Here is a 23,047-nt window from a genome sequence, read left to right on the forward strand (position 1 = left end):
AAAGGGATGAGTTATAAAAACTAGTTCTAAAGAAGGCTTATGAGGCTCAACTAATTACTTAATTGAGTAATACCTTCTTTGGATGGAGTTACAGTTTGAATGGTTCCATCTTTATTGAAAAACAATTTATCTACACACACCGAACGTTTGTGGTTACTTCCTGAAATATCTTTGGTGTGATAAAAAACATACCATTGCCCTTTGTATTCCACCACCGAACCATGGGTAGTATTAGAACTTACTGTTTCTAACACTTTTCCTTTATAAATAAAAGGGCCAAGTGGGTTATCAGACATGGCATAAACCATAGCCCCATCATTACACCAACCGTTGGCATAAACTAAATAGTATTTGCCCTCTTTTTTAAAAACCCAAGGACCTTCGCCATATGCACCATCCCCTCCGTGATATTTAACTTCATTGGGTTCTCCATCCTTTCTTTCTTTCCATAATTGGCGATTACCAGCATCATCAAATATTTCAATCTCTTTCAACTTCCCTTTGCGCTCAATCATGTTTTTTTTGAGTTTAGTAACTCTGGCATTTCTACAACCAAAATACAAATAGGCCTGACCATCATCGTCAATTAAAATACCTGGATCTATGGGTTCTTTTCCTGCAAATGGCTCTGTGGCATTATCCACTAAGGGTTTGTTTAAAGGATCTTTGAATGGCCCCACTGGCGAATCTGCCACAGCAACGCCAATTTTATTTCTTTCTACAGGATAATAAAAATAATACTTACCATTACGCTCAACACAATCGGGAGCCCAAGCCCATTTACTTGCCCATTTGATATCTTCTAAACTAAATATTTTTCCATGGTCCGTCCAATTAAACATATCAGTTGTTGAAAATAATGCCCAGTCTTCCATATCGTAATACTTAGCATCATTTTTATCGTGCGAAGTATACACATATAAGGTATCATTGAATACTCTGGCAGAAGGATCAGCAGTATACTTGTGTTTGATGATTGGGTTTTGAGCACCTATTGTTGGTGCAATAAGAAAAGTAAGAACTATAAAAGCTAGTTTATTAAGCATGATATTATTTTTCATTAAAAAAAGTAAAGCCGTGAAGCCATTAAAATGCTACACGGCTTTGTATACAATAATTTACTGTCGTTTTAACAATTTAAATACCTGTTGTTGGCTGCCCGAGACTAGCCGAACCACATAGTTACCTTGAGGCAGCTCTGCAATAGAATCCGATATTACCTGAACATTTGAATATGATTTCGTTTTAATTTGCTGACCATTCATGTTATAAATGCTCATAGAAATACTTTCAGTGCTGAAATTCATCTTAATATTAAAATCTCCATTGGTGGGATTAGGATACAAGATTCCCATATCCACTGATTTTAATTTCTTAATACTTGAATCTACATTGGGTGCTTCATCCACAATTTCCACAAAATAAACTTCGAAAGGCTTTAATTTGGTTTTTGCAGATACCTCATTACCCGTTAATAAATCAACACACTTAGTTCCATTTGAGGCGCCCGATAATTCAATAGTAATGGCAGCATCACTATTTCCTAAATTAACGATGGACAAAACATGGTTTCCTTTCTCATTTTTAACACATTTCCAAGTACAAGCCTTTAGTCCAGTACTATTCGTTTCAGACACTAGCACATCCGACTTTAACCCTTTAGAATCCATCAACTTTTGTGCTTCAGCTTGCACTTCTTCAATAGAATTTGCAGAAATAATTGTACCCGCTCCTGCTGTAAGAGCAGCCAAAGCACGTCCATACTCATCTTTCTTTAAACTCTTTGAATCCAGCACTACAGTTCCTCCATTATTAAGATAAGTTTGAATTGCATCCAGTTCAGCTTGTGTTACAAACTCTGTGTTATTGATAATGACAAATTCCCAGTCGACACCTTTTTTAAATATATCTTCCGTCACGAATCCGATGGGCACTCCTTCAAAAAATACGGACTCATAAGTCGCAAAAACCTTATCCATATATACTTCATCATTCAACGAAGATGTTTTTGAATAAAACACTCTCACAGGCTTTTTTAACTCCTGCATTTTCAATAATTCTTCACTATGGGCATTCATATCCATGTAAGTAGAAGTAATATTAAATAATGCTTGTGGCTGATGCGAAATATCCGTCATATTACTTTGCCCAGGAGCTCTTTTCATTGATCCATCGGCATTACGAGTCCATACCCATGTAGAAGCAGAGGTTAAACCATGCATGGTACCCAACCAATATGCCATTCGCACGTAATCCTGATTTAATTCTTGCTCGGTGAAACCGGTATTCATTAAAAAGTGATTCTCCGTATCCGTAATCAAATGCGTAGGCTGAACAGATTTAAAGAAATCAAAGGTCATGATAGCATCGCGCCAGTATAATGAATAGCGCGATTTCCAAGGCGTGGCTTTCCAGCTGTGCAAATACTGCATGCCCGCATCACAGCCACTCATACCACTCAATTCGGTTAAGGCCTCAAAATCTAAACCATGGTCTTTAGCATTTTCTCCAAAACACCATGGCATTAATTTAATATGCACTCTGGCTTCTGGATCATATTTCTGAATTTCGTCGCGCATAAAAGTAAACCAACGCGTAATTCGATAATTATTAAAAGTCATCCAATCATACCAAATAGGTTTACCCTGATTGGCATTGGGCATAGGTAAAGTAATTTTTACATCATCAAAACTGGCAAAGCTGGTTCCCCAAAGTTGATTTAAATCAGAGATTGATTGATGCTTTTTACTTAACCATTCTCTAAAATGTTTTTTAGTAGAATCCGAAACACAGACGCCATCACCATCCGCATTATTCCATGAGTCTGCAGCCGTAAAAAAACTTGGTTCATTCCATAATTGATAACCTAGTTTTGTTACTGGTTTCCCAGCCAATAAGGGCACATAGTTCTCATACAACAAGGCATACATTTTTTGTGAACCAGCATGGTCTACATCAAACTTACCGTAATGACGACCGCCTATTTGAATATCTGGCCATTTTGTTTTAGCCCACTCTGCCACATTATTTTGGTCGGTCCAAATGGTACCAATGCCTTCATTCTGTTTATTAGACCAATCATTGTAAGTCCAGGTTTCATGCGCTCCAAATTCATCCATTGTATAGACAACCCTTAAGCCCTCCGAGTCGGTTGCTCCATAATATTTGCTTAGTTCATCCTCATTTGATTTCCAGGTATAGTCCGCCAAAAACACAGGCTTACCATCCATGGTAATTTTATTGTCTTCAACCACCAATTGTTTCCAATCAATTTCAGGCGCAGATTGACGAACAATTTCACCATCAATGACCAATCGAATGGTGATTATACAAGTTTTTAATAAGTTGATGATTTCTTGTCGTTCAAAATCGGGTAATTCCTCTGCCTTTTGCTGGGCATTGGTTTTAAACTCACTTTTTGCATGCGCTTCAAAATGCAACTTATTGGTGGCTACATTGGCCTCATCCCAATCTGCATAACGCATAAATAAAACTGCTGTATGCAAGCCCATTTCTTCTCTTTCAACATCCAGTCCTTTTCCTCTGGCCTCGGCAATTAACGCTTCTAACAAAGCTATCTTTTCGTTAGCCTGTTCCTTTAATGTTTGCGCTAACACCTGCCCTGATATGGCAAGAAAAATCAACATGAATACTTGTATCTTTTTAAACATAAGCTATAAATTTTACATTGGATAATTAGAGATATAAACAACTACAATCCATCCACTTGCCATCATTCCTTTACCCTCGATTCTTTAACGCTCTTTAAATTAAAACCCAGACAACACAATACATAAATTACACAACTGCCCTTTGTGCTCCTTATTTTCAGATACTCTATTGCCGGGTTTTAATAAAAAAAATATTCACAAAATGATGTTTTTTTAATGTATAACGATTCACAACAATCGTCTTGATTAGACAGCATTAGAAAAAGCAATACTATTCAAAAACCTTATTCAATATTCATTATTATTTAATTGGAAACTATTACTGTTAATAAATTTATTTTATAACACAGTTAATGTATGGATGGATACGAACTACGAACGGACAGGCAAAACACTTTTATCAGTTAAAACACTCAGTATGTTTAATTAAACCTTATATACGATCACTATTTCATATATCTTTTTAGATAGCAATTGACTCACCTATTTGATCGAGTATCGGGATAATTCAGAAATATGAAATGATATATATAAACTAATTATTTCAAAATTATGGATAGTAATTATACTGACCAGCGTATTGTATTCTCTTTTCAGCATTGAAACGCTTTAACTAGAAGATGAATCTACCTACATTAAACTAAGCACTAAATTCAATGTAAAATTAGCGCTTAGTTCTTCTAAAATCTACATGCATTGAATATCCAATTATTGTTGTGCGGTATATTTACTTGGAGAACATCCATATTTCTCTTTAAAAGCTCTACTAAAATGAGAAGTACTCTTAAACCCAATCCTTGCCGTAACTTCTGCCAGTGGCAACTGTTTATGTCTTAGGAATTCTGCAGCTTTTCTTAATCTGTACGACTTAATTAATTCAAATGGTGTTTCGTTTGTAAGAGCCTTAACTTTTTGGTAGAAATGCGTACGATTTAAGCCAAGTTCCTTTGCTATGTTATCTAGTTCTAATTCTGAGTTATCTAAATTTTCAGACAACAGCTTATAAAGCTTCTCAAGAAAAATATTATCACTTGAGTTTCCAGGTTTCTTCTCTAAACCAATAGAGAAATCACCCATATAACGTTCTCTTAACAACTTTCTGTTTTGTAAAACATTTTCTATACAGGTAATTAAATGCTGTAATTCGAACGGCTTTTTAATATAAAGGTCAGCCCCAGTTTTAAGTCCCTTTAATTGATATTCAGCAGATGTACATGCAGTAAGCAATACTACAGGAATATGTCCTGTTTTAATATCGCTTTTTACCTGACTACATAAATCAAATCCATTCATTTCTGGCATTAACACATCGCTAATAATAATATCAGGCCACTCTTCCTCCATCCTATCTATTAACTTCTTGCCATTTTCAAATGCGGTAACTTTAAAGTGCCTTTCCAAGGAACTCTTAATGAACAATCGCATGTCATCATTATCTTCCGCTAAGAATATAGTAGTATCTGCAAAATCACCACTTGACACTATTTTTGCTTCGTCCGATGTTTTGAGTTGTAATTGTTTTTGCAATTCTGCCTCTTCAACTTTTATAATATCACTAATTACAGCGTCATACTCTTGCTTATCAACTACAATTGGCAATTCAATTTTCACAATCGTACCATGCCCCAACTCACTCTCTATTGCAATTGAACCATAATGCATTTCAACCAAACGTTTAGTAAAAGCCAACCCAATACCTGAGCCACCTGTATAAGCTCTGTCATTTAGTTTAGACTGAAAAAAACGCTCAAACACATGAGGCAAATCTACTTTATCGATACCTCTGCCACTATCCATTATCTGAATAAACAGCTTGTTGCCATTAACCGAGACATTCAGTCTAATAAAATCACCCTCCGTTGTAAACTTAAACGCGTTATTAAATACGTTGTTAAATACTTTCTCAAGATTATCCTTGTCTGCCCGAATATATACATTGGGAATACTGCATTTCACACCCACTTCTTTTCCTGTATCATTAGCCATCAACTTAAAATCGACTAATATTTCTTTGAGAAATGCTTGAAAGTTAAAAACTGAGAAATTCAATCGTAACATATTCTTGTCAGACTTTCTAAAATCATGAACCTGATCCACCAGTTGAGACATTTTCTTTGATTGTCTTTTTACTAAGTTTAATTTAGTCCACGATTCTTTATCATTTTTATGCTTGTCCATTAACATCTCTATAGGTCCTGATATTAATGTTAGTGGAGTCTTAAACTCATGAGATATATTGGAGAAAAACTTAAACTTAGCTTCATCCACTTCTTTAATTTTATTTTTCTCCAGTTGCTCTATTTCCCAATTATACTTCAGCTGCAACACTCGTCCTCTTACCTTAATTACAGATATCACTATTAATGCCAAAAATATTATATAAATCGCAATGGCCCAGGGGGTTTTCCAAAATGGAGGGTGAATGATTATAGTAATTTTGTATGGGTCACTCCATTGGTTTAATGAATTCGAAACCATTACCTGTAATTCATATTTTCCAGAAGAAAGCCCGTTAAAATCAATATAACGTTGTGTAGTAGGTATCAGCACCCAGTTCTTATTTAAGGGGGACAGTTTATAAATTATACTATAATTGTCTGGATTCGAATAATGTAAAGAATTTAGCTCCAGTGAAAGTACATTTTCATGATGCTTTAACTCAAGTGTATTTACTTCATTTAATCGTTTATTTAACAATACTCTTCCATTAATGGTATCGCCAATTGAAATTATTTTGTTATGTATTTTTATATTTCCAAACTGAAACGGTGGAAGATCATCTGATGTTTCTATATCTTCTGGTTTAAAGTAGCAAAATCCTCTTTGTCCAGCTAATACCATATATCCATTCTTAAGTTTTTGAGCAGCAAATTCAAACTCTTCAAATGGTAATCCATCTTGTTTTCTAATCCGTTGAAACCACAAATCTTCAGTATTAAATCTGTTTAGACCCATATTGGTAGTAATCCATAGATTTTTATTATCATCACACAATATGTTCTTTACTACGTTATTAGATAGGCCATCTTTTTCAGAAAAACTTACAAAAGTTGGCTGTTGATCACTATTGAGTACTTTATTGATTCCTCCACGTTCGGTTCCTATCCATAAGTCTTTTCCAGGCACTCGAATAATTGAAGTAACAAAATTACTAGAAATGGAGCTTGAATTATTTCCATCTGTTCTATAATTATTGATTTTCATGGTGCACAAATCATCATCTCCTCCATTCAATAGAATACGGTATAATCCATCGTATTCAGTACCAATCCATAAAAAATCATAGTCAGGGTCATCGTATATAAATCGAATATTCTTTATTTTTTTCTTTTTAAACTCTGAACAATCGTTCACACTCTCTAGCTTACCTCTTTTTCCATCCTTTGCAACTTGTAATCTGAATAAGTTTTTGTTTCCTCCAAACCAGATATTACCTTCTTTATCTTCTTGAATAACACGGGTAGCTGACAAATCAAATACATCAGCTTCATTTAAAACGGATTTTAATTGATTTTGATGATACTTATATCGAAACAAATTTTTATTAAAGCCGCCACTTAACCAAATATCTCCTCTAGAATCTTTATAAATTGGCCCTGAACTGAATGGTCGTTGAGTGGAGTAACCAAATGGTAGTTTCTCATATTCATGAGTTATCGTATTAAAAAAAGCCTCTCCTCCTTGATTAGCAGTAACCGAAACGACATCATCACTCATCATATTTAAACTTAAAATACTGTTGGTTGTAACACCATATGGTAGATTCTTTTCTGCAGTGATGTGATTAAATGGGTTTTCTGACAATGGAAACTGGAAAATTCCTTCGTTAAAAGATCCCACCCAACATCCAGAAGATGTATTCGATAACACACAACTAGTTCTAAGAATATTATTTTCTAAATTAAAACCTGATTTCTCTACTTCTAATCCACCTAAAAACTTATCTAAATTATTGACGTGAAGAACACCATCATTCGATGTTCCTAACCATAAATTTTTAAATTTATCAATGGACAAAGAGTTAAAACTCTCTCCTTTCATGAGCCTAGGTCTAGGCTTGAACTCAAAAGACTCATTCCTCTTTTTTACATCTAAAACTAAGAGTCCATATGATTCTACTAGTATAAAGGTACTGTCGTTTGACTTTTTTATTGAGTTACTTACTCTATAGCCTTGATTTAAAATTGATTTAAAATTTTTATTTGTAATGTTAAAATGAAACAAACCTTTATTAGTGGTGAATAGCCAATTACTCTCATCCAGTTCTGCAAGGTCTAGAAACTGTAACTGCTGATTTGAGTATGTTGCAGGGTAATACTTAGATAAAAGGTTGTAATTACGATCAAATATAAAAATACCTTCTCTTTCAGTTAAACAAACTGCTTGACCTGTACTCGTAAAAACTATTTTTCTTATTATAGGATTTTGATTAAAACTACTCTCGTCACTGTTGTAAATGCTTATAAAGCTTTCTGTTGAGTAGTCGTATATGTCAATGCCTTCTTCAGTCCCAATCCATATATTACCATTTTCATCTTCAACCAAGCAACGAATTCTATTACTAGAAATTTGCTTATTTACTAATGTGTTTTTAAATACCTTAAATTCATAACCATTGTAACGATTTAAACCATCAAAAGTAGCCACCCATAAATACCCTTTGGAATCTTCCAGAATATCCGTAACTCCATTGTGTGATAAGCCATCAGACAAGGTAAGGTTCTGAAGGTACTCCAGTTTATTATTCTGTGCATGTAATACAGTGAAACATTGATTAGTTATAAAAATAATCAGTAGCGATAAATATGAAATTTTAGACATAAAATAAACTTTATTTAACGTTTGGGATTTTCGGCTAATAATATTTTCTTTTCAAAATATCAATTACAGATCTAGTTGAGGTCATTTTTCTCGTACAATAATAGTCAATTATTATTATTGTAGTATATTCATTATTGAACGCTAAACCTTTAAAATAATTTTTAGATAACTTCAAGCAAAAATTGGTTTAACTCAAAAAAGAGGATATCCATATTTAGGACATCCTCTTGAATTTTGCAAACCCGTTTTTAAAGGTAACGTTCTTCTTGCATAACAGTAGCGTTACTTTCTATTAGTAATGTTTCTTGATCACCAACAACAGGATCGTTCTCCGTCATCACCCATTCGCCATTCTCTTGTAAAACATACTCTCTTGTTGTATAGGTTTTTTGAGAAGTAGATTCAATTTCTAAAGAACCTTCACCTGTAACAACATCGCCAATTATGGTATATACTTTAATAACATCTGTTACGGTAACATATTCCTTTTTAATCGTTTCTGATATGATCTCCTCTTCTATTGTAGTTGTTTGAACATCCGTAATGAAACCTACACTATAATCAGTCTCATTGCTCGTATCGGAATATTCTCTAGTAACAAAAGAAGTTAACTTAGGTAACTTACTTGAACTGTTTTCTATCATTAAGTTCTGTTGACGATAAACTTCTATTTCAAATGGAGTTTCCCCTTCCATTTCTGACAATAAATAAATGGGTACTTTACTAATACTAGGTTCTTTCCAATCTCCTTCTTCACAACTAATGCAAAACAAAGTTATAATTAGAAAACTTGTAAGTAATATATTTTTTTTCATCTCTTATATTTTTAGTTTAATATGTGCTCATAGAAATAATACACAACGGTAACTCTATTATTCATGGCTTAAATTATGGGCGAACCTGTAAAGGAATAAAAGTTATATCATCTACATAAAATAGCTGATCACCAGTTACCCCTGTATTGTCACCAGGTTTTACCTGTATGTTAAATTTCACGTTTGGCACGGCATTAAAACTTACATCTTGAGTCATAGTTACCCATTTTCCTTTTGGCAAGGATGAGAAATTCCAATATAATATGGTCCATGGACTAGCAACAGTCGTTCTAAAAGTGCTCATAGTAGTGGCTGGATCAACAAATACCTTTAATGAAACACGATATAAACCAGCTTCGGTTAATTGTCCGGCAAAAGCACCTCCTTGAAGCGTTTTATCAACAACGCCTCCTCTTCCAGTATAGCTCATGCTAGCCACACCCGAAAAGAACTTATCCGTAGTACGAGCAAAGATAGGCTCGGATTCACTACCATTGGCACCTACCCAATACTTATTACAGAAACCTGTTTTCCAGTTACCATTATATATTTCGTAGCCAGCCCAATCAGAATCTAAGTGGTTGCCCGGAAAGTAATTAATTACGGTAATAGCATCAAATGACTCTAATTGTCGCTCATCAACAGAAATAATTTCACTACCTGTATTATCGTAAGCCACCGTAACAACATCTGTATTATAAATAGGCTCATCTAATGTAAGATTAATAACATTACTTACTGAACCACGCTTTGCCAGAGAAACATTTATCTTTTTATCTACAACCCCAGCTTCAGTATTATTTACAGTAACGGTAAAAAAGGCTTCCTGATCGGAGAAAGGCTGCACCGCTCCTGAGATAGTTATATCAATAGATTCATCCATTAAAGTTTTTGGGCTATTTACTGCTACCAGCGGTTTAGTTGACTGTATAACCTCGATAATAACAGGCATTTGAACTAAGGTTTCTGCATCAGGATAATCTCCTTTACGTATTCCTCTAATTTGTCCGCTAAATTCACCCATATTATAATATGAAGGTATACGAACTGAATCAGAAGCAGCAGTACCATCGGCAAACGAAGCACCTTCTAATGTCCACCATCTATCCGAAGGTCGTCCAGCAGTCGTTATATCCACAAAAGATAATGCTTCTCCAGATTCAATAATAATTTTATTCCACAGTGCAGTATCCGTAGGAATATCATCTCCTGAATTAAACCTGAACAATTCCTGTTCTAATCCATTTTCATCAATTTTCTTAATGATATAAGAAGGTTCAATATCTGCATACACATCTATCACAAAAGTAGTATCAATAACCCACTTATCTCCTTCTTTTTGTGCCTCCAAAGGAAAGGTTCCTTTATAAGAAACTTTCTCGTTAAAGGTATTATATAACCTTACCTTGTTAAGTCCTGCATTATTAAACAGAACATGAATAGTAGGTTCTGTAACACTCAATCCTACTTCTTTATTTATATAAAGAGGTAATAAGCTATCTTCCTTTTCTGAAACACTAAAACCGGGATTTAGGAAGTTATTTCCTTCTTCAATAGTCCAAGAGTGACTAGTAGCATTAACGGAAGCATCAATAAAAGACATATAATAACCTTGATTAACTGCCTGTATCTCTGACGACTTAATGCTTGAGTACCATGATACATCAGATAAACTATCTGGTGCAGCATACTCATCTTCCTGGCAAGCTGCAAAAAAGAGTAATGCAAATATCGCCATTATATTAAATGTATTTTTCATTTTATTTAAATTTAGCATGTTACTTAGTCAATATCCGAGTTACCTGTTTGCTCTGCTAATGGTAACGGGAAATAATCGTGTAATTCCGAATTGAAATTATCCGCAGTAATGTCATATTCATAGTCAATTACTCTAGCTGCCGAACCAGAATATCCTGGATCAACATCTTTAACAATAGAAGCTGACTTTTTTGTAACTTCCTTATCTGCAGAGTTCTTAAATGTATAATCTATTGCATAATAAGTTTGCTCTGATAGCTCTTTAAAACGATCAGCTGTAATACCCCATCTTCTTAAATCAAACCAACGCGTAGAAAAGCCTTCCATATAGGTTTCTAATGGTTTTTCCACGTACATGATATGATCCATTAGTAAGGAAGGGGCGGCCGCATAGTCAACTCCATCAAAAGTATTACTTGGGTTTGAGCTAATACCTAACTGAACTAACCCCCAACGAGCTCTCACTTTATTTATAAGAGACAATGCATTATCCACATTTCCATTATGTAACTCACATTCTGCTAAATTGATATACACTTCCGACAAACGATTTACCGTTACATTTAATCCTGACATCCAGCCTTCTGATTCTGCTAAATTATGATCGGTATACTTCCTACAGCGCCCAAATCCCCATCCAGTAGGAGTAAAGCCTTCTGATTCAGCCACTGATTTTTCTCCACCATACCAAGGTGTTCTAGTATCTTCTACACAAGTTATCATAGCCGATGAACGCATAGAAACATTCCTAAGAGAGCGGCCAGAAGGTACAGAAGGATCATCATAATAATTTCGGTTATCTAAAGGATCTAGTGCCTCCGACTTAAAAGCATATACCACCCAAGCAGGACAGAGAGGACCTCCACTACCAGCAGTTTTAACAGCCCATCTATTATGCATACTTTCTTCGGCCCATACGCTAAGCTCTGGGTTATGTACTAAATTATAACTGATTTCAAATATAGATTCTGAATCATTTTCTCCATAAATAGAAAACATTTTACAGCTTGCACCAGGTTCTACTGCAGTTTCAAGTTTATATTCATATTTTTTGTTCTCAATCACATCTGCATAATACACAGATGCAGAATCGTAATTAGCTTCATATAAATAATGATTACCTAATATAGTAGCAGCAGCTCCCGCGGTAGCTTTACCAATTTTTGCGGAAGTTTCCCCTTTATAAATAGCGGGTAGATTATCATAGGCGAAATATAAATCCTGAATAAAGAAATTTCTGACCGTTTTTGCGGGAGAAAGACCTTTATTATAAGTTGTTAAATCTATAGGTAATTCATCACGAATAATAACTTCTCCATTATTAAACGACCAATAAAGGTAATAATGAAATAAACCTCTTAAAAATCTAGCTTCAGCCATCTGATCATTCCACAATTCCTCATTATCCTCTGTACTTCCAATCTCCTTTAATGCAGCTATTACTTGGTTGGCTCTAAATATTCCCTGATAACATGCATTCCATTTTCTACCTATATTTAGGTCGCTACTGTTATAGGTTTTATAGTACCAATCTATAACCCCACCGCTATTAGGTGCAGGTCTTCCATATCCTGGCCAGCCCTCATCCGAACGGCAAGCTTCGACGTCAAGATTCATAATAAAATGATTTAACAAGGTAGAGTAAGTAGCTGTTAATCCACTTTCAGTATCTCTTAAATTTCTCCAATAACTATCTGTTGTTAATCTATTAGGGTCTTCTTCAGTCAGATAATCTTTACACGATGTTAATCCTCCTATAAATAGGAAAATTAGAATATATTTAAACATATTTTGCTTCATAATAATCAATATTAAAAGTTAAGATTCACACCTAATGAGTAGGTTGAGGTAACCGGGTAGTTTCCTTTATCTAAGCCTTTTGAGTTAATATTTCCTCCAATTTCGGGATCGTACCCTTCATAATTGGTAAACGTAAATGGATTTTGCGCGTTTATATATATACGAGCTCTACTGATTCCAACTCTAGATAAAATTGATTTTGGGAAACTATATCCTAAGGTAATGTTTCTAAATCGAAGGTATGAACCATCTTCTAACCATAAATCAGTGTAACCTTTATAATTACCACTAGCGCTTTTTACATCGCCAATGTAAGCCGGAATAGAAGTAACTAAATTAGACTCAGAATACTGATAAATAAGATCTTTATGTCGTCCCCATCCAAAAGCTGTGGCTTTAGAACCATTCATAATTTCGTGTCCTATAGCTGCATACATCTGAACGCTTAAGTCAAAACCCTTATAATCAGCCGTTACGTTAAATCCTACTTCGTACTCTGGCAATCCGCTACCTCTGTATGTTCTATCGGCACTTCCAATCTCACCATCATTATTCATGTCTTTATAAATAAGATCTCCCATTTGTGCATTAGGGTTAAGCTTTTGATAATCTGCTAACTTTTTATGAGTGTCAATAATACCATCTGTAGAGTAAATAAAGAAAGCACCAGCTTCGTACCCTTCTGCCAGAGCTGTTATCTGTGAACTCGATTTAGCTCCCGAAATCAAACCTCCATCACTCGTTAATTCATAAGCGTTATTAGTAATCATTTTGGTTATCTTATTTTCATTGGTCGTAAATGTTCCACTAAAACCATAGTTTAACTTACCCACACGATTACGATAACTTGCAGCAAATTCAAACCCACTATTAACCATATTTCCAACATTAAGTACTACACGTGAATCGGATACACCACTTGCAGAACCAGGAACTGTAATTGGAAATAACATATCTTGCTTTTGGGTATCGTAATATTCTGCCGAGAATGTTAATTTATTACTCATGAATGCTAAATCAATACCAGCATTCCACATTACAGATGTTTCCCACTGTACACCTTTATTCGCAAACTCGGTTTGTGTCATTCCTTGAGATAAAGAAGATGTTTCTGGTCCATAAGCATAATTTATAGACGACAATCCTGCGGAATACGAATATCTGGAGAAATTTTGATTTCCTACAGTACCTCTACTGATTCTTATCTTAGCATCATTGGCAAAGCCGCTTATTGGCGACCAAAATGCCTCATCAGAAATATTCCAAGCAGCAGATACTGATGGAAATAGTCCCCAACGATTTTCTTCAGCAAACCTGGATGATGCATCGTATCTAGCACTTACGTTAAGCGAATATTTTTCTCGATAGTTATACAATACACGACCTAGGGTACCAATCATTTTATCTGTCCAATCATTTCCCGAACCTAATTCAGGATTAATTGATGTACCGTTCAATACTCTAATATCGTTATCTAACACACCTTCTCTTCTAGCGTAAAACGATTCATAATTACGTTCCTCAACGGTAAAAATACCTTGCACAGTAAATTTATGCTTTCCAAAAGTGTTGTTATATCTTAACCCTGTTTCGGATACAATAGCCTTGGATTTACTAGCATCATTTTGTACAGAACTATTTTCATTACTTCCAATATTGTTATCCCAAATATCAATCACTTCTTGATATGGAGAAAAACGCTTTCTGTACGAGTTAGTAACATTAAACCCTAAACGAGTCGTTAGATTAAGTCCTTTAATAACTTCGAAGTCTAAACTAAGATTTGCTAAGGCTTTTGTTAGGCTAGACTCATCAGTATTTTGAAAACTTTTTTGTACCCAACCCAAACGATTAGCATCATCTCCTCCTATAGTTACAAGGGGAACATTGGGATCTTGAGTGATGGGGTCTTGCGTTGGCTTATATTTAATGGTTTGAGTTATTATTCCACCAGGTGCACCACTTCTTTCTTCTTGCGTTACCCCAATACTTGCTCTAATTTTCCACTTCCCATTAACATAGGTTGTATTTGCTCGCGTATTAAAACGATCAAAATCTGAATTTACGATAGATCCAACTTTTCCATAATATCCAGCAACAACACTATAGGTAATATCTTTAGTACCTCCAGAAATATTAATGTTATAATCCTGAACTGGTGCATTGTTTACAAATACATCGTTTCTAATATCAGTATCATTCTGAAAGCCTTTAGGCGCTTTAAGCAATCCTAATTCTACTTCATCATCAACCGTACCTGGATTTCTATTCTTAGTGGTAATAATATTAAAATAAGTATCTTCAACTGTATTCATAAGTGGCGTACTAGACCTAATATCTTGTATACCATAGCTACCATTAATCGACACTTTAAGTGACCCCTCTTTACCTTGCTTAGTAGTTATTAGAATTACACCTGCGGCACCACGCGTACCATAAATAGCACAAGAAGCTGCATCCTTTAGAATATCAAGTGACTCGATTTCACTAGGACTAATACCTGGATCTCCATCTTGAGGTACACCATCAACCACAAATAATGGTGTATTACCATTTAATGAGCTAATACCTCTAATCAAAATCTCCGACTGTGCTCCTGGTGCTCCTGAGCTAGCAACAACATTAACCCCAGCAACAAGACCTTGCAGCGCAGAACCTAAATCGGATGTAATGGTTTTTGTTATTTCCTCAGATGATACGTGAGCCACAGCACCCGTTATCTCCTTCTTTTTCTGAGTACCATAACCTATGGCTATCACCTCATCAAGGCTAACCACATCCGGCTCCATAGCCACATTGATGGTTGCAGAGCTAATTTGCACATCTTTATCGGCCATACCAATAAAGCTAAAATGAAGGGTTTGACCTCGCTCGGCCTTAATATTATATTTACCGTCCATATCGGTAATGGTACCAATAGAGGTACCTTTAATCACCACACTTACTCCTGGAATTGGATACCCATCATCAGCTCCGCTAACAACCCCAGATACATTCATTACTTGTGCCTGAGCTATTGCACTCACAAATAATAGGGTAAATAAAGTCATGAACAGATATTTGCTCATCGCTTTACTTTCATTAAAAAAATTGTTCTTATTCTTCATAGACTAAATAGATTAAAAAAACTGTTCCATTATTATTGTGTTTTGGATTATTATTTGAACTCAAGCATAGACATATCGCCTTCGGTTTCTATCATTTCTGTTGCATCACCCTGGTATTTATTATGCTCAAAAACAATATCCTCGGAGCTTTTAATATGAATGGCTGGATGATTTGGATATAACTTAGGAAAGGTGCCAGAACAGGTGATTACATTGTTTTTAAAAACCAAACCTTTGGTGTTAGATATTTCTAAAAACAAGTTGTCGTAATGATTAATTTCGTTGTTGCTAATCTCAACGTTTTTAAAGGCTATGTTTTGGTTGTCGTCATCTGTTTCAAATCGAATCATACCACGATCATATCCGCTGTGGTTGCAATCCTGAAACTTATTATTGGTAATGGTTAAGTCAATGGCACTGCCTGATTCGTACCAATGACCACTTTCTACAGGTATTAGCAGGGCCTCCATTTCGGTACTAAAAAAGTTGTTTTTAATCACGGTTTTCTTAGGTGTAGAAAGCAATAAGCCGCGTGCTCTATTTCGGCTGATATTACAATTCTCCACTAAAAACTCTGGGTAAGCATCCAGGTTCTCAATTAAATCGCCTTGTTGTATCGATGCCGGAATTTTTTCGTTGAAGGTTAATATTTGGTATCTGCTATTGATTTTTTGAACCGACTTTAGGGTGAGCTTTTCGTACGGAAAGAAAGACTTACTTAATCGAACTAAACCAATGGAATCGCCCACACGACCAATAACAAAGCCTTGTTGCTGAAAATGCCCCATGCGAATACCTAAGGTGTTTTCGCCTAAAACATCTACTATTTTCTGATATGTACCATGTACATTTGAAGCATCATCTAACTGATTATTGAAGGTGCAGTTTTTTAATTCCACCTTTCCTCTACAGCCCACAAAGTGAGTAGCATCGGCAGTAGTAGAAACCATACGGCCATGCGATGGTGTTACATTAAAGCTATCCAGTATTAGATCTGAGCTATTTTCGGCAATGATACCCATACCACCAGCATGGTGTACATTTACATTGTTGGCATAAAAACCATCGGTAAAGGTTACTCTAAAAGCGGGTGCTAAACGATTGGCTCCTTGGTCGCCTTTCATCACCAAAACCATTCCTTTGCGCGGAAGTTTTTTACGGTGGTTATAAAAGCGAACCAAACCGGGTTCAATTTCCTCTACTCGTAAACTATTTTCAAGGGTATTAATCGACTCTATCGGATCGCGCGGATCTATTTCGTATTTAGGCTTTATCTCATCGGTAAAAGTTTGAACCTTTACCCCATGGATGCTAGTGAGGGGCGTATGCAACTCTGTACCAAAAGCAATGGCTTTTCGTTCTGGGTTATACATAATGGCCTGACCAGCATTATGCTCGTAATATTCCTTTATAAAAATGATTTGCTCATTACGGATAACGTAAGGGTATTCTTTAGATATCTGTAAATCGAAGGTTTTATTTTTTTCATCCACAGCTACGATTAGTCCTTCGCTATGAAATGGTGTAGCCCAATCTACCGAAAGGTTTTTTACCGATATATTTTTACAGTGATCAATCAAGAAGGGAATCATCCTTCCATGAAAAATAAACTCAGAGCCCTGCCCATCAATCACTAAATTTTCCAAATTGGATAAAGGAAAAGCGGTTCTTATAACTTCATCGTTATGATTGGATATATGTACAAAAAACTCCAAGCCTTTATCTGGATAAAAATGGTAAGTTCCCTTTTCAAATTTTATCTCCGAAATGGAATTTTTGCCAGCTGCCATAATTCGTTTTAATACAGCAGGCGTAGCATCTTCGCTTATTTCGGTATTAAACAACACCGACTCTCCATCATCCACCTTAGCAGCACATCCCCAAAGGGATAGTAAAACAATGGAAGCAGCAATTAGTAATCTTGAAACACTTTTTGACATTATATACAATGTTTAGTTCTTAACCTTCCGATGCCCTTTAAATAGACCACCGAATCAACATTGCAAAAATCCGTTCAAAATGTTAAAGTATGTTTACTCTTAATAAATCAATCCTTACTTAAGGTAAGTAAAATGAAATGTACGCTCCGTAAAACAAATGCAATAAACACCTATACTTGTGCACATTACAAAACACCCAAAGGCATATATAATGCAAATAGGCCATTTTTAACTCCTCGTTATTATTAAAATGAGTGATAAATATTGGGGCAGTAAAAGGACTGAAATAAGATATCGTTTCAGTCTGTTATAATACATTGAATATGGTGCGAGAGAGTGAAACTAAAAGATGTAAATGGTTTAGGAGCTGATGCTTCTTTTAATTCCGATATAAATAGTTTAGAAATTACACTGGGTTTATAAGTAACAAGCTTTAAACTGACAATGCTGCTTTATTTTAGCTTGTTGGATGTTGTTTGTTCAACCGAAACGCACAGCTGGGTTGTGCCGACCACTCATAGTTCTATTTATTGGCAGTTGGCTTTAATCCAAACAAGTACTGATATTCAACAACCTTATCATTTTCATCAACAGTTTTTCCAACCAAATAATTTTCAATCATTGTGAGTTGATAATCAGTGCATATCCAATGAAGAAGATTATCTGAATTGTCAGGAATTAGTTGAATCATGTTATTATTCTGTTTCCACCTTCCGCTTGTCGAATGTCTGTCCATATCAGAGCTAGTACTGAATCTAAATGTTAAATCTGCTCGAAATGTCAGTTTGAAATGAACATGACCATCATTTTGCATATATTCTCTAATAATCATTGAATCCCTTTGCATTGTTCTGGAAGGTATTGCCAAATCACGATATGCTATTGGAAACAACAAGGAATCTTTGATTATAAATCTTGAAAGTCCTTTTTTAACAAACGCCTTATCATTTTCCGATAAATTGTATTCTGTCTCAATAAAGTCGAAGCCTATCAGTTCAAGTGTATCACCATTTATTTTGTAATCACCTTTTACGTATCTATCAAGATACATTCCGACTTTCAACGAATAACGCGAATCAGGCATAATATCAAGATAGTAATAATCTCGAATCAGCTCATAAATATGTCTATTCTGAAAATCAGACTGAGATTTTAAGTCAACCAGAAATCCTTGTATAAAAACTAATATTATTAAGATTCTAATCATTTGCTTATATATGTCATGGTGCTCCTAAGCTTGCTGCCTACGGTGAAAATATGCGTAGTGTCCTGTGTTGCAACTGCGGCAAGATATGACTTATGACCACGTATTGTCAGTTGGGCTTTCTTTGATTATTTTAATTTCTGAACACATTTATCTTTTCTACTATCTCGGCAATTATTTATGAGCCTTTGTGTGTACTCTGTTTATTTTCTAGGACTAAATGCTTCAAATATTACATCGTTTTCATCTGAAACAGATAATTCAAATCCAATTTCTGTATCCCAAGTCCATTATAACCAACCATCAATATGGTAATTCGAAATGGCTTCATTTTTCCAATCAAGTAATATATCGGTTACTTTGTTTATTGAGACATTCTTATTCTCAATATAGCCAAACTCCCCCATAATTATTAGTTTGCTTTTATTAGCCACTAAATCAAAATAATTTGCGTATTCACCCAAAAGAGCATGCTCCGGGTACATATGAATATCAATAAAATCTAATTCAGATTGAGTAATTGCCTTATTTGAAGGCTTACCTAATGGTTCTGGTGCGTAAAATCCAACTGTTACTAATGCTTTCGAATCCTTTTCCCTAATTGCATTTCTAACGGTACTGGTCCAATGTAAAAAACTTACATCCAAAAGTGCATTTCGCTCAGACTCTACACTCATATTATATGAGATTCCATTTGGATGTTCTACAATGCCTGAATCTTGATTGAAAGGCGGATAATCAGGATGAAAAAAGAATTCATTTCTAATTTCATAAGCTAAGATGGCTTCTAACGGAACTGTATTGTTTTTTAATTCGTCAATAAAAGTCTGCCAAAAGTTAATTTCTAAATCAATCTCCGCCTTATATATGAATTGTGTATTCCACCACCAAATATCCTTTTCAGATTTAATTTCCGTATTGTAATAAGCTATTGGAATCATATCTGTTGTAATTATTACTGATATTTCATGTTGATCAGCTTTAGTAATGAAATCTACAATATTTTGAAAATAATCCTGATTTAATTCAGTTTTATTTGTTGCAAGTAAAAGAGGATTAAGAAAAATTCTAATAGTATTATATCCTGCTTCCTGCAATTGCGCTAACAAAGAATTAGTAACTTCAGCATTGTAATATTCATGGTTAAAAGTAGCGTGTCCAGTCAGTGTAGTATCATTGTATGTGAACTCCAATAGGTGAGTGTAATTATAACCCATTGGGGTAAATTTTACATTATTCTTGGTATCGAAAAACTCCATTATTCCATTATTCGAACGAACTCCAACTTGCCCTCTCCGAGAAGGATTTATGTTGGAAGGATTTGCTTCTTCTTTTTTACAAGAACCCAAAAGTGCAATGAATAATATTAAGCTAAATAATTGTAATCCTATCATGTCTTAATTAATTCTAATAATGGTAAACTTATAAAGTTTTAGTTAATATCAGTTAATGCTTTATAATTAGCCATTGGCAAACCAAAGTTAATGTATCCGGCAAAGGGGGAATTGAGTACAACAACGGTGGCACAAGAGTAGTACGGAATTGATTAGGATTTCGTGTCGGTTTACTCATGAGCCAAGCGCTTGTCTTGACACCAACTTTAACAAAATAATTGACTCCGTTAAGACGAACGTCTTGGCGGCGATAACAAGTAGAACAGATGCTTGATTACCCACGGAACCCGTATTACTTTTGTACATTGGCGGTAGTTTTTTATTCAATTTGTCCAATGGATATAAAAATCAAAATACCTATAATAATTCTCATTAGTGATGCTTGTTTAACGTTTCGCGTATAAGTAGTGCGAAGATCCGAAGAACCGTTCTTTCCAAACTTACGCATAGCCAAATTTACGTTTTAAAATTTCACCTTAAACTTAATAAATTTTCGGAACGAAAATTTGGCGCCACCAAACAGCCTGCAAACTCACAAAAACACAGCTGACTCCGCATTACGTATTAGCTTTTGTTGGGTGGTCGTTATTTTTTATAAAGATATTATCCGCCTATGAAATTCAATTCCATTATTAAAGGTATAGTAGCATTGTTCGCCACCTACACTGCCCTTTATGAAATGAAAAACTATTCTTTGTTCAAACCCTTTTGCTTCTTTATTAAAAACTTCAGCTTTACCTTTAAGTAACAATTTTTGTAATATCCATTGGTCTAGATAACCTGCAAAATTATAGTCATATAAACTGAAATTACTAGATTTCGAAAGCCAATGCTTAAAAATTATTTCTTCCTGTACCTCTTTTAAAGAGTCTAAATTCAATCTTAGGTCTTCAATTATTATTTTGTCAAATCTTGGGTCGTATTTGTTACTAGAAAGTATCTTCTCTGTTAACTTCAATGCATCCTTTTTTCCAACATAAATAATTGCGTTTTCCGTTTCATACCCAATTTTCACTTGATTAGTTATTGAAGCTAACTTAATTCTCTTCTTTTGATGTCGGTCACCAATTAATGTTCCAATAGCTGAACAGGAGTTAAAGAATAATATTCCAATAATTATGTATGTTATTTTATATCTCATGTTAAAAAGATGTTCAGTTCGTAGTGGGTTATAATGCCACCCAACGTTTGGCTAGATGAAGCGTATGGCATATTAACGAATCAAACGCCCAAAACTTCACGGAGCCAAATCTTTTATTTGTTTTTATCTTTTCATTCATTTCAAAAGCCAAATTAAAGATTTGGCGGTGGTCAATTATCGCACTCAACATCTTAATATTACGAACGCCATATGCTTTATACTAGCGTGTTATGGGCTGGTTTTATTATAGCACAGATATTTTCAAAATTGGTGGGGAGTGGGGACTCGAACCCCGCCCTCTACATTGAATTCAAGTTAAATCTACTACTGCAGCAATGCCTAATAGTCTAGAGCTTGGAACCATTCTCCCCGCGAGGGCTACTCCCGTTACTGATTGAATGAGTTTTTTCATCATAGTCGAATATATTTGAAATGCTTTTTTAAAAAAAGAAAGAATTTTCCAAGTTCCAACTATGGGCATTGTCGAATCAGCAGTACAAGTAACTTTTAAACTCAATTTTATATATGAACCTTATTATCCTAACCGATATAATTTAGTGCGTTTGTATTAAATAAAACAAATTACTAAATAGTCCTATTGCTAAGAACAGAAACAAAAAGAATTTACCAATAGCAGAGTCTAAATCAACATTCTTTTGGAAATAGATTGCCCAAAAAATTAAAAGAATATAAAACCCTGTGTATATTAAAGACATCCAGTAAATTACACCTTCGAAACTTGCAAAAGCATTATTTTGAAATTCTGTTTTTGGTTTAACAACTTCATTCATTTCTAAGCTTTTAATATGACCACCAACTATTCTAGAGTTTATTGATGGTAATAGTATATTTTGAGAAGAAGAAACATAAAAACTAATTTCAATATTGTCATTAGGATTTAGTAAATCTGGCTGAATCTGCAAAATATTTGGAGATTCGAGTACTCTGGTAATGCTAATGTTATTAGGAATACTTTTAATAGAGTATTTTAAAATTGTGACAGAATCAGGAAATTCAATTTTTAAACCATCAATATATTCTGATTGAGTGATAGGTATATTACCACTATTACTGATTAAACATGAAATAGAATATAAATTAAAAACTTGCTGTTTATCAAAAAAGACTTGAATTGATTCGTCAGAAATATTTTGTTCTGAAACAAGCTCAGTCATTGCAACATTCTTAAATGAAATTTCTTTGACATTTTTAGATAGAATAAAAATGACGATTGGTAGAATTATACCACTTAATGCAATTAAAGTCTTAAAGTCAAATATTTTCTTCATTGTATAGTTTTATCGGTTTCTGAAATTAACTTGCCCATAACGTTTATGTAAGGCTATGTGCGTATTTGAAAGAAAAAAACTCTCGGTTGGCACAGAGCTAATTGATT

At 34.6% G+C, this 23,047-nt stretch carries 12 protein-coding genes; all 12 read right to left on the bottom strand.

Annotated features, from left to right (window positions below; all coding sequences use genetic code 11):
* Positions 1 to 50: 50 nt before the first annotated feature.
* Positions 51 to 1,046: a family 43 glycosylhydrolase gene (locus tag A8L32_RS14670; protein ID WP_198931790.1), complete on the bottom strand. Its 996-nt coding sequence runs from the start codon at positions 1,044 to 1,046 to the stop codon at positions 51 to 53.
* Positions 1,047 to 1,118: 72 nt separating this feature from the next.
* The gene (locus A8L32_RS14675; RefSeq protein WP_083631354.1) at positions 1,119 to 3,671 is read right to left on the bottom strand and encodes a T9SS type A sorting domain-containing protein; all 2,553 of its coding nucleotides are present in this window, start codon (positions 3,669 to 3,671) and stop codon (positions 1,119 to 1,121) included.
* Between the two features lie 708 nt (positions 3,672 to 4,379).
* Positions 4,380 to 8,492 carry a hybrid sensor histidine kinase/response regulator transcription factor gene (locus tag A8L32_RS14680; protein WP_075590846.1) on the bottom strand — a complete coding sequence of 1,371 codons (4,113 nt, stop codon included), beginning with the start codon at positions 8,490 to 8,492 and terminating at the stop codon, positions 4,380 to 4,382.
* A 248-nt stretch (positions 8,493 to 8,740) separates the two neighbouring features.
* Positions 8,741 to 9,307 carry a hypothetical protein gene (locus tag A8L32_RS14685; RefSeq protein WP_075590847.1) on the bottom strand — a complete coding sequence of 189 codons (567 nt, stop codon included), beginning with the start codon at positions 9,305 to 9,307 and terminating at the stop codon, positions 8,741 to 8,743.
* Between the two features lie 73 nt (positions 9,308 to 9,380).
* Entirely contained in the window at positions 9,381 to 11,066 is a 1,686-nt protein-coding gene (locus A8L32_RS14690; protein WP_075590848.1) for a hypothetical protein, read from the bottom strand.
* A gap of 23 nt (positions 11,067 to 11,089) precedes the next feature.
* Positions 11,090 to 12,865 carry a RagB/SusD family nutrient uptake outer membrane protein gene (locus A8L32_RS14695; protein WP_075590849.1) on the bottom strand — a complete coding sequence of 592 codons (1,776 nt, stop codon included), beginning with the start codon at positions 12,863 to 12,865 and terminating at the stop codon, positions 11,090 to 11,092.
* An 11-nt stretch (positions 12,866 to 12,876) separates the two neighbouring features.
* Entirely contained in the window at positions 12,877 to 15,972 is a 3,096-nt protein-coding gene (locus tag A8L32_RS14700; RefSeq protein ID WP_198931791.1) for a SusC/RagA family TonB-linked outer membrane protein, read from the bottom strand.
* 50 nt (positions 15,973 to 16,022) lie between these two features.
* Positions 16,023 to 17,912, bottom strand: coding sequence for an alpha-1,3-galactosidase-related protein (locus A8L32_RS14705; protein WP_075590850.1), 1,890 nt, complete (start codon positions 17,910 to 17,912; stop codon positions 16,023 to 16,025).
* 523 nt (positions 17,913 to 18,435) lie between these two features.
* Complete coding sequence (locus A8L32_RS14710) at positions 18,436 to 19,119, bottom strand: hypothetical protein (protein ID WP_075590851.1); 684 nt, start codon at positions 19,117 to 19,119, stop codon at positions 18,436 to 18,438.
* A 287-nt stretch (positions 19,120 to 19,406) separates the two neighbouring features.
* The gene (locus A8L32_RS14715; protein WP_075590852.1) at positions 19,407 to 20,510 is read right to left on the bottom strand and encodes a cellulase family glycosylhydrolase; all 1,104 of its coding nucleotides are present in this window, start codon (positions 20,508 to 20,510) and stop codon (positions 19,407 to 19,409) included.
* A 592-nt stretch (positions 20,511 to 21,102) separates the two neighbouring features.
* A complete protein-coding gene (locus A8L32_RS14720; RefSeq protein WP_075590853.1) occupies positions 21,103 to 21,651 on the bottom strand; it encodes a hypothetical protein in 549 nt (182 codons plus the stop codon).
* A gap of 554 nt (positions 21,652 to 22,205) precedes the next feature.
* Entirely contained in the window at positions 22,206 to 22,940 is a 735-nt protein-coding gene (locus A8L32_RS14725; RefSeq protein WP_075590854.1) for a hypothetical protein, read from the bottom strand.
* Between the last annotated feature and the right edge of the window lie 107 nt (positions 22,941 to 23,047).

Source organism: Labilibacter marinus, assembly GCF_001659685.2.
GTDB lineage: Bacteria > Bacteroidota > Bacteroidia > Bacteroidales > Marinilabiliaceae > Saccharicrinis > Saccharicrinis marinus.

Coding starts and splice junctions, on each gene's coding strand:
- A8L32_RS14695 (WP_075590849.1), bottom strand. CDS start 12,865: ATGAAGCAAAATATGTTTAAATATATTCTAATTTTCCTATTTATAGGA.
- A8L32_RS14685 (WP_075590847.1), bottom strand. CDS start 9,307: ATGAAAAAAAATATATTACTTACAAGTTTTCTAATTATAACTTTGTTT.
- A8L32_RS14705 (WP_075590850.1), bottom strand. CDS start 17,912: ATGTCAAAAAGTGTTTCAAGATTACTAATTGCTGCTTCCATTGTTTTA.
- A8L32_RS14720 (WP_075590853.1), bottom strand. CDS start 21,651: ATGAGATATAAAATAACATACATAATTATTGGAATATTATTCTTTAAC.
- A8L32_RS14675 (WP_083631354.1), bottom strand. CDS start 3,671: ATGTTTAAAAAGATACAAGTATTCATGTTGATTTTTCTTGCCATATCA.
- A8L32_RS14725 (WP_075590854.1), bottom strand. CDS start 22,940: ATGAAGAAAATATTTGACTTTAAGACTTTAATTGCATTAAGTGGTATA.
- A8L32_RS14715 (WP_075590852.1), bottom strand. CDS start 20,510: ATGATAGGATTACAATTATTTAGCTTAATATTATTCATTGCACTTTTG.
- A8L32_RS14710 (WP_075590851.1), bottom strand. CDS start 19,119: ATGATTAGAATCTTAATAATATTAGTTTTTATACAAGGATTTCTGGTT.
- A8L32_RS14700 (WP_198931791.1), bottom strand. CDS start 15,972: ATGAAGAATAAGAACAATTTTTTTAATGAAAGTAAAGCGATGAGCAAA.
- A8L32_RS14690 (WP_075590848.1), bottom strand. CDS start 11,066: ATGAAAAATACATTTAATATAATGGCGATATTTGCATTACTCTTTTTT.
- A8L32_RS14670 (WP_198931790.1), bottom strand. CDS start 1,046: ATGCTTAATAAACTAGCTTTTATAGTTCTTACTTTTCTTATTGCACCA.
- A8L32_RS14680 (WP_075590846.1), bottom strand. CDS start 8,492: ATGTCTAAAATTTCATATTTATCGCTACTGATTATTTTTATAACTAAT.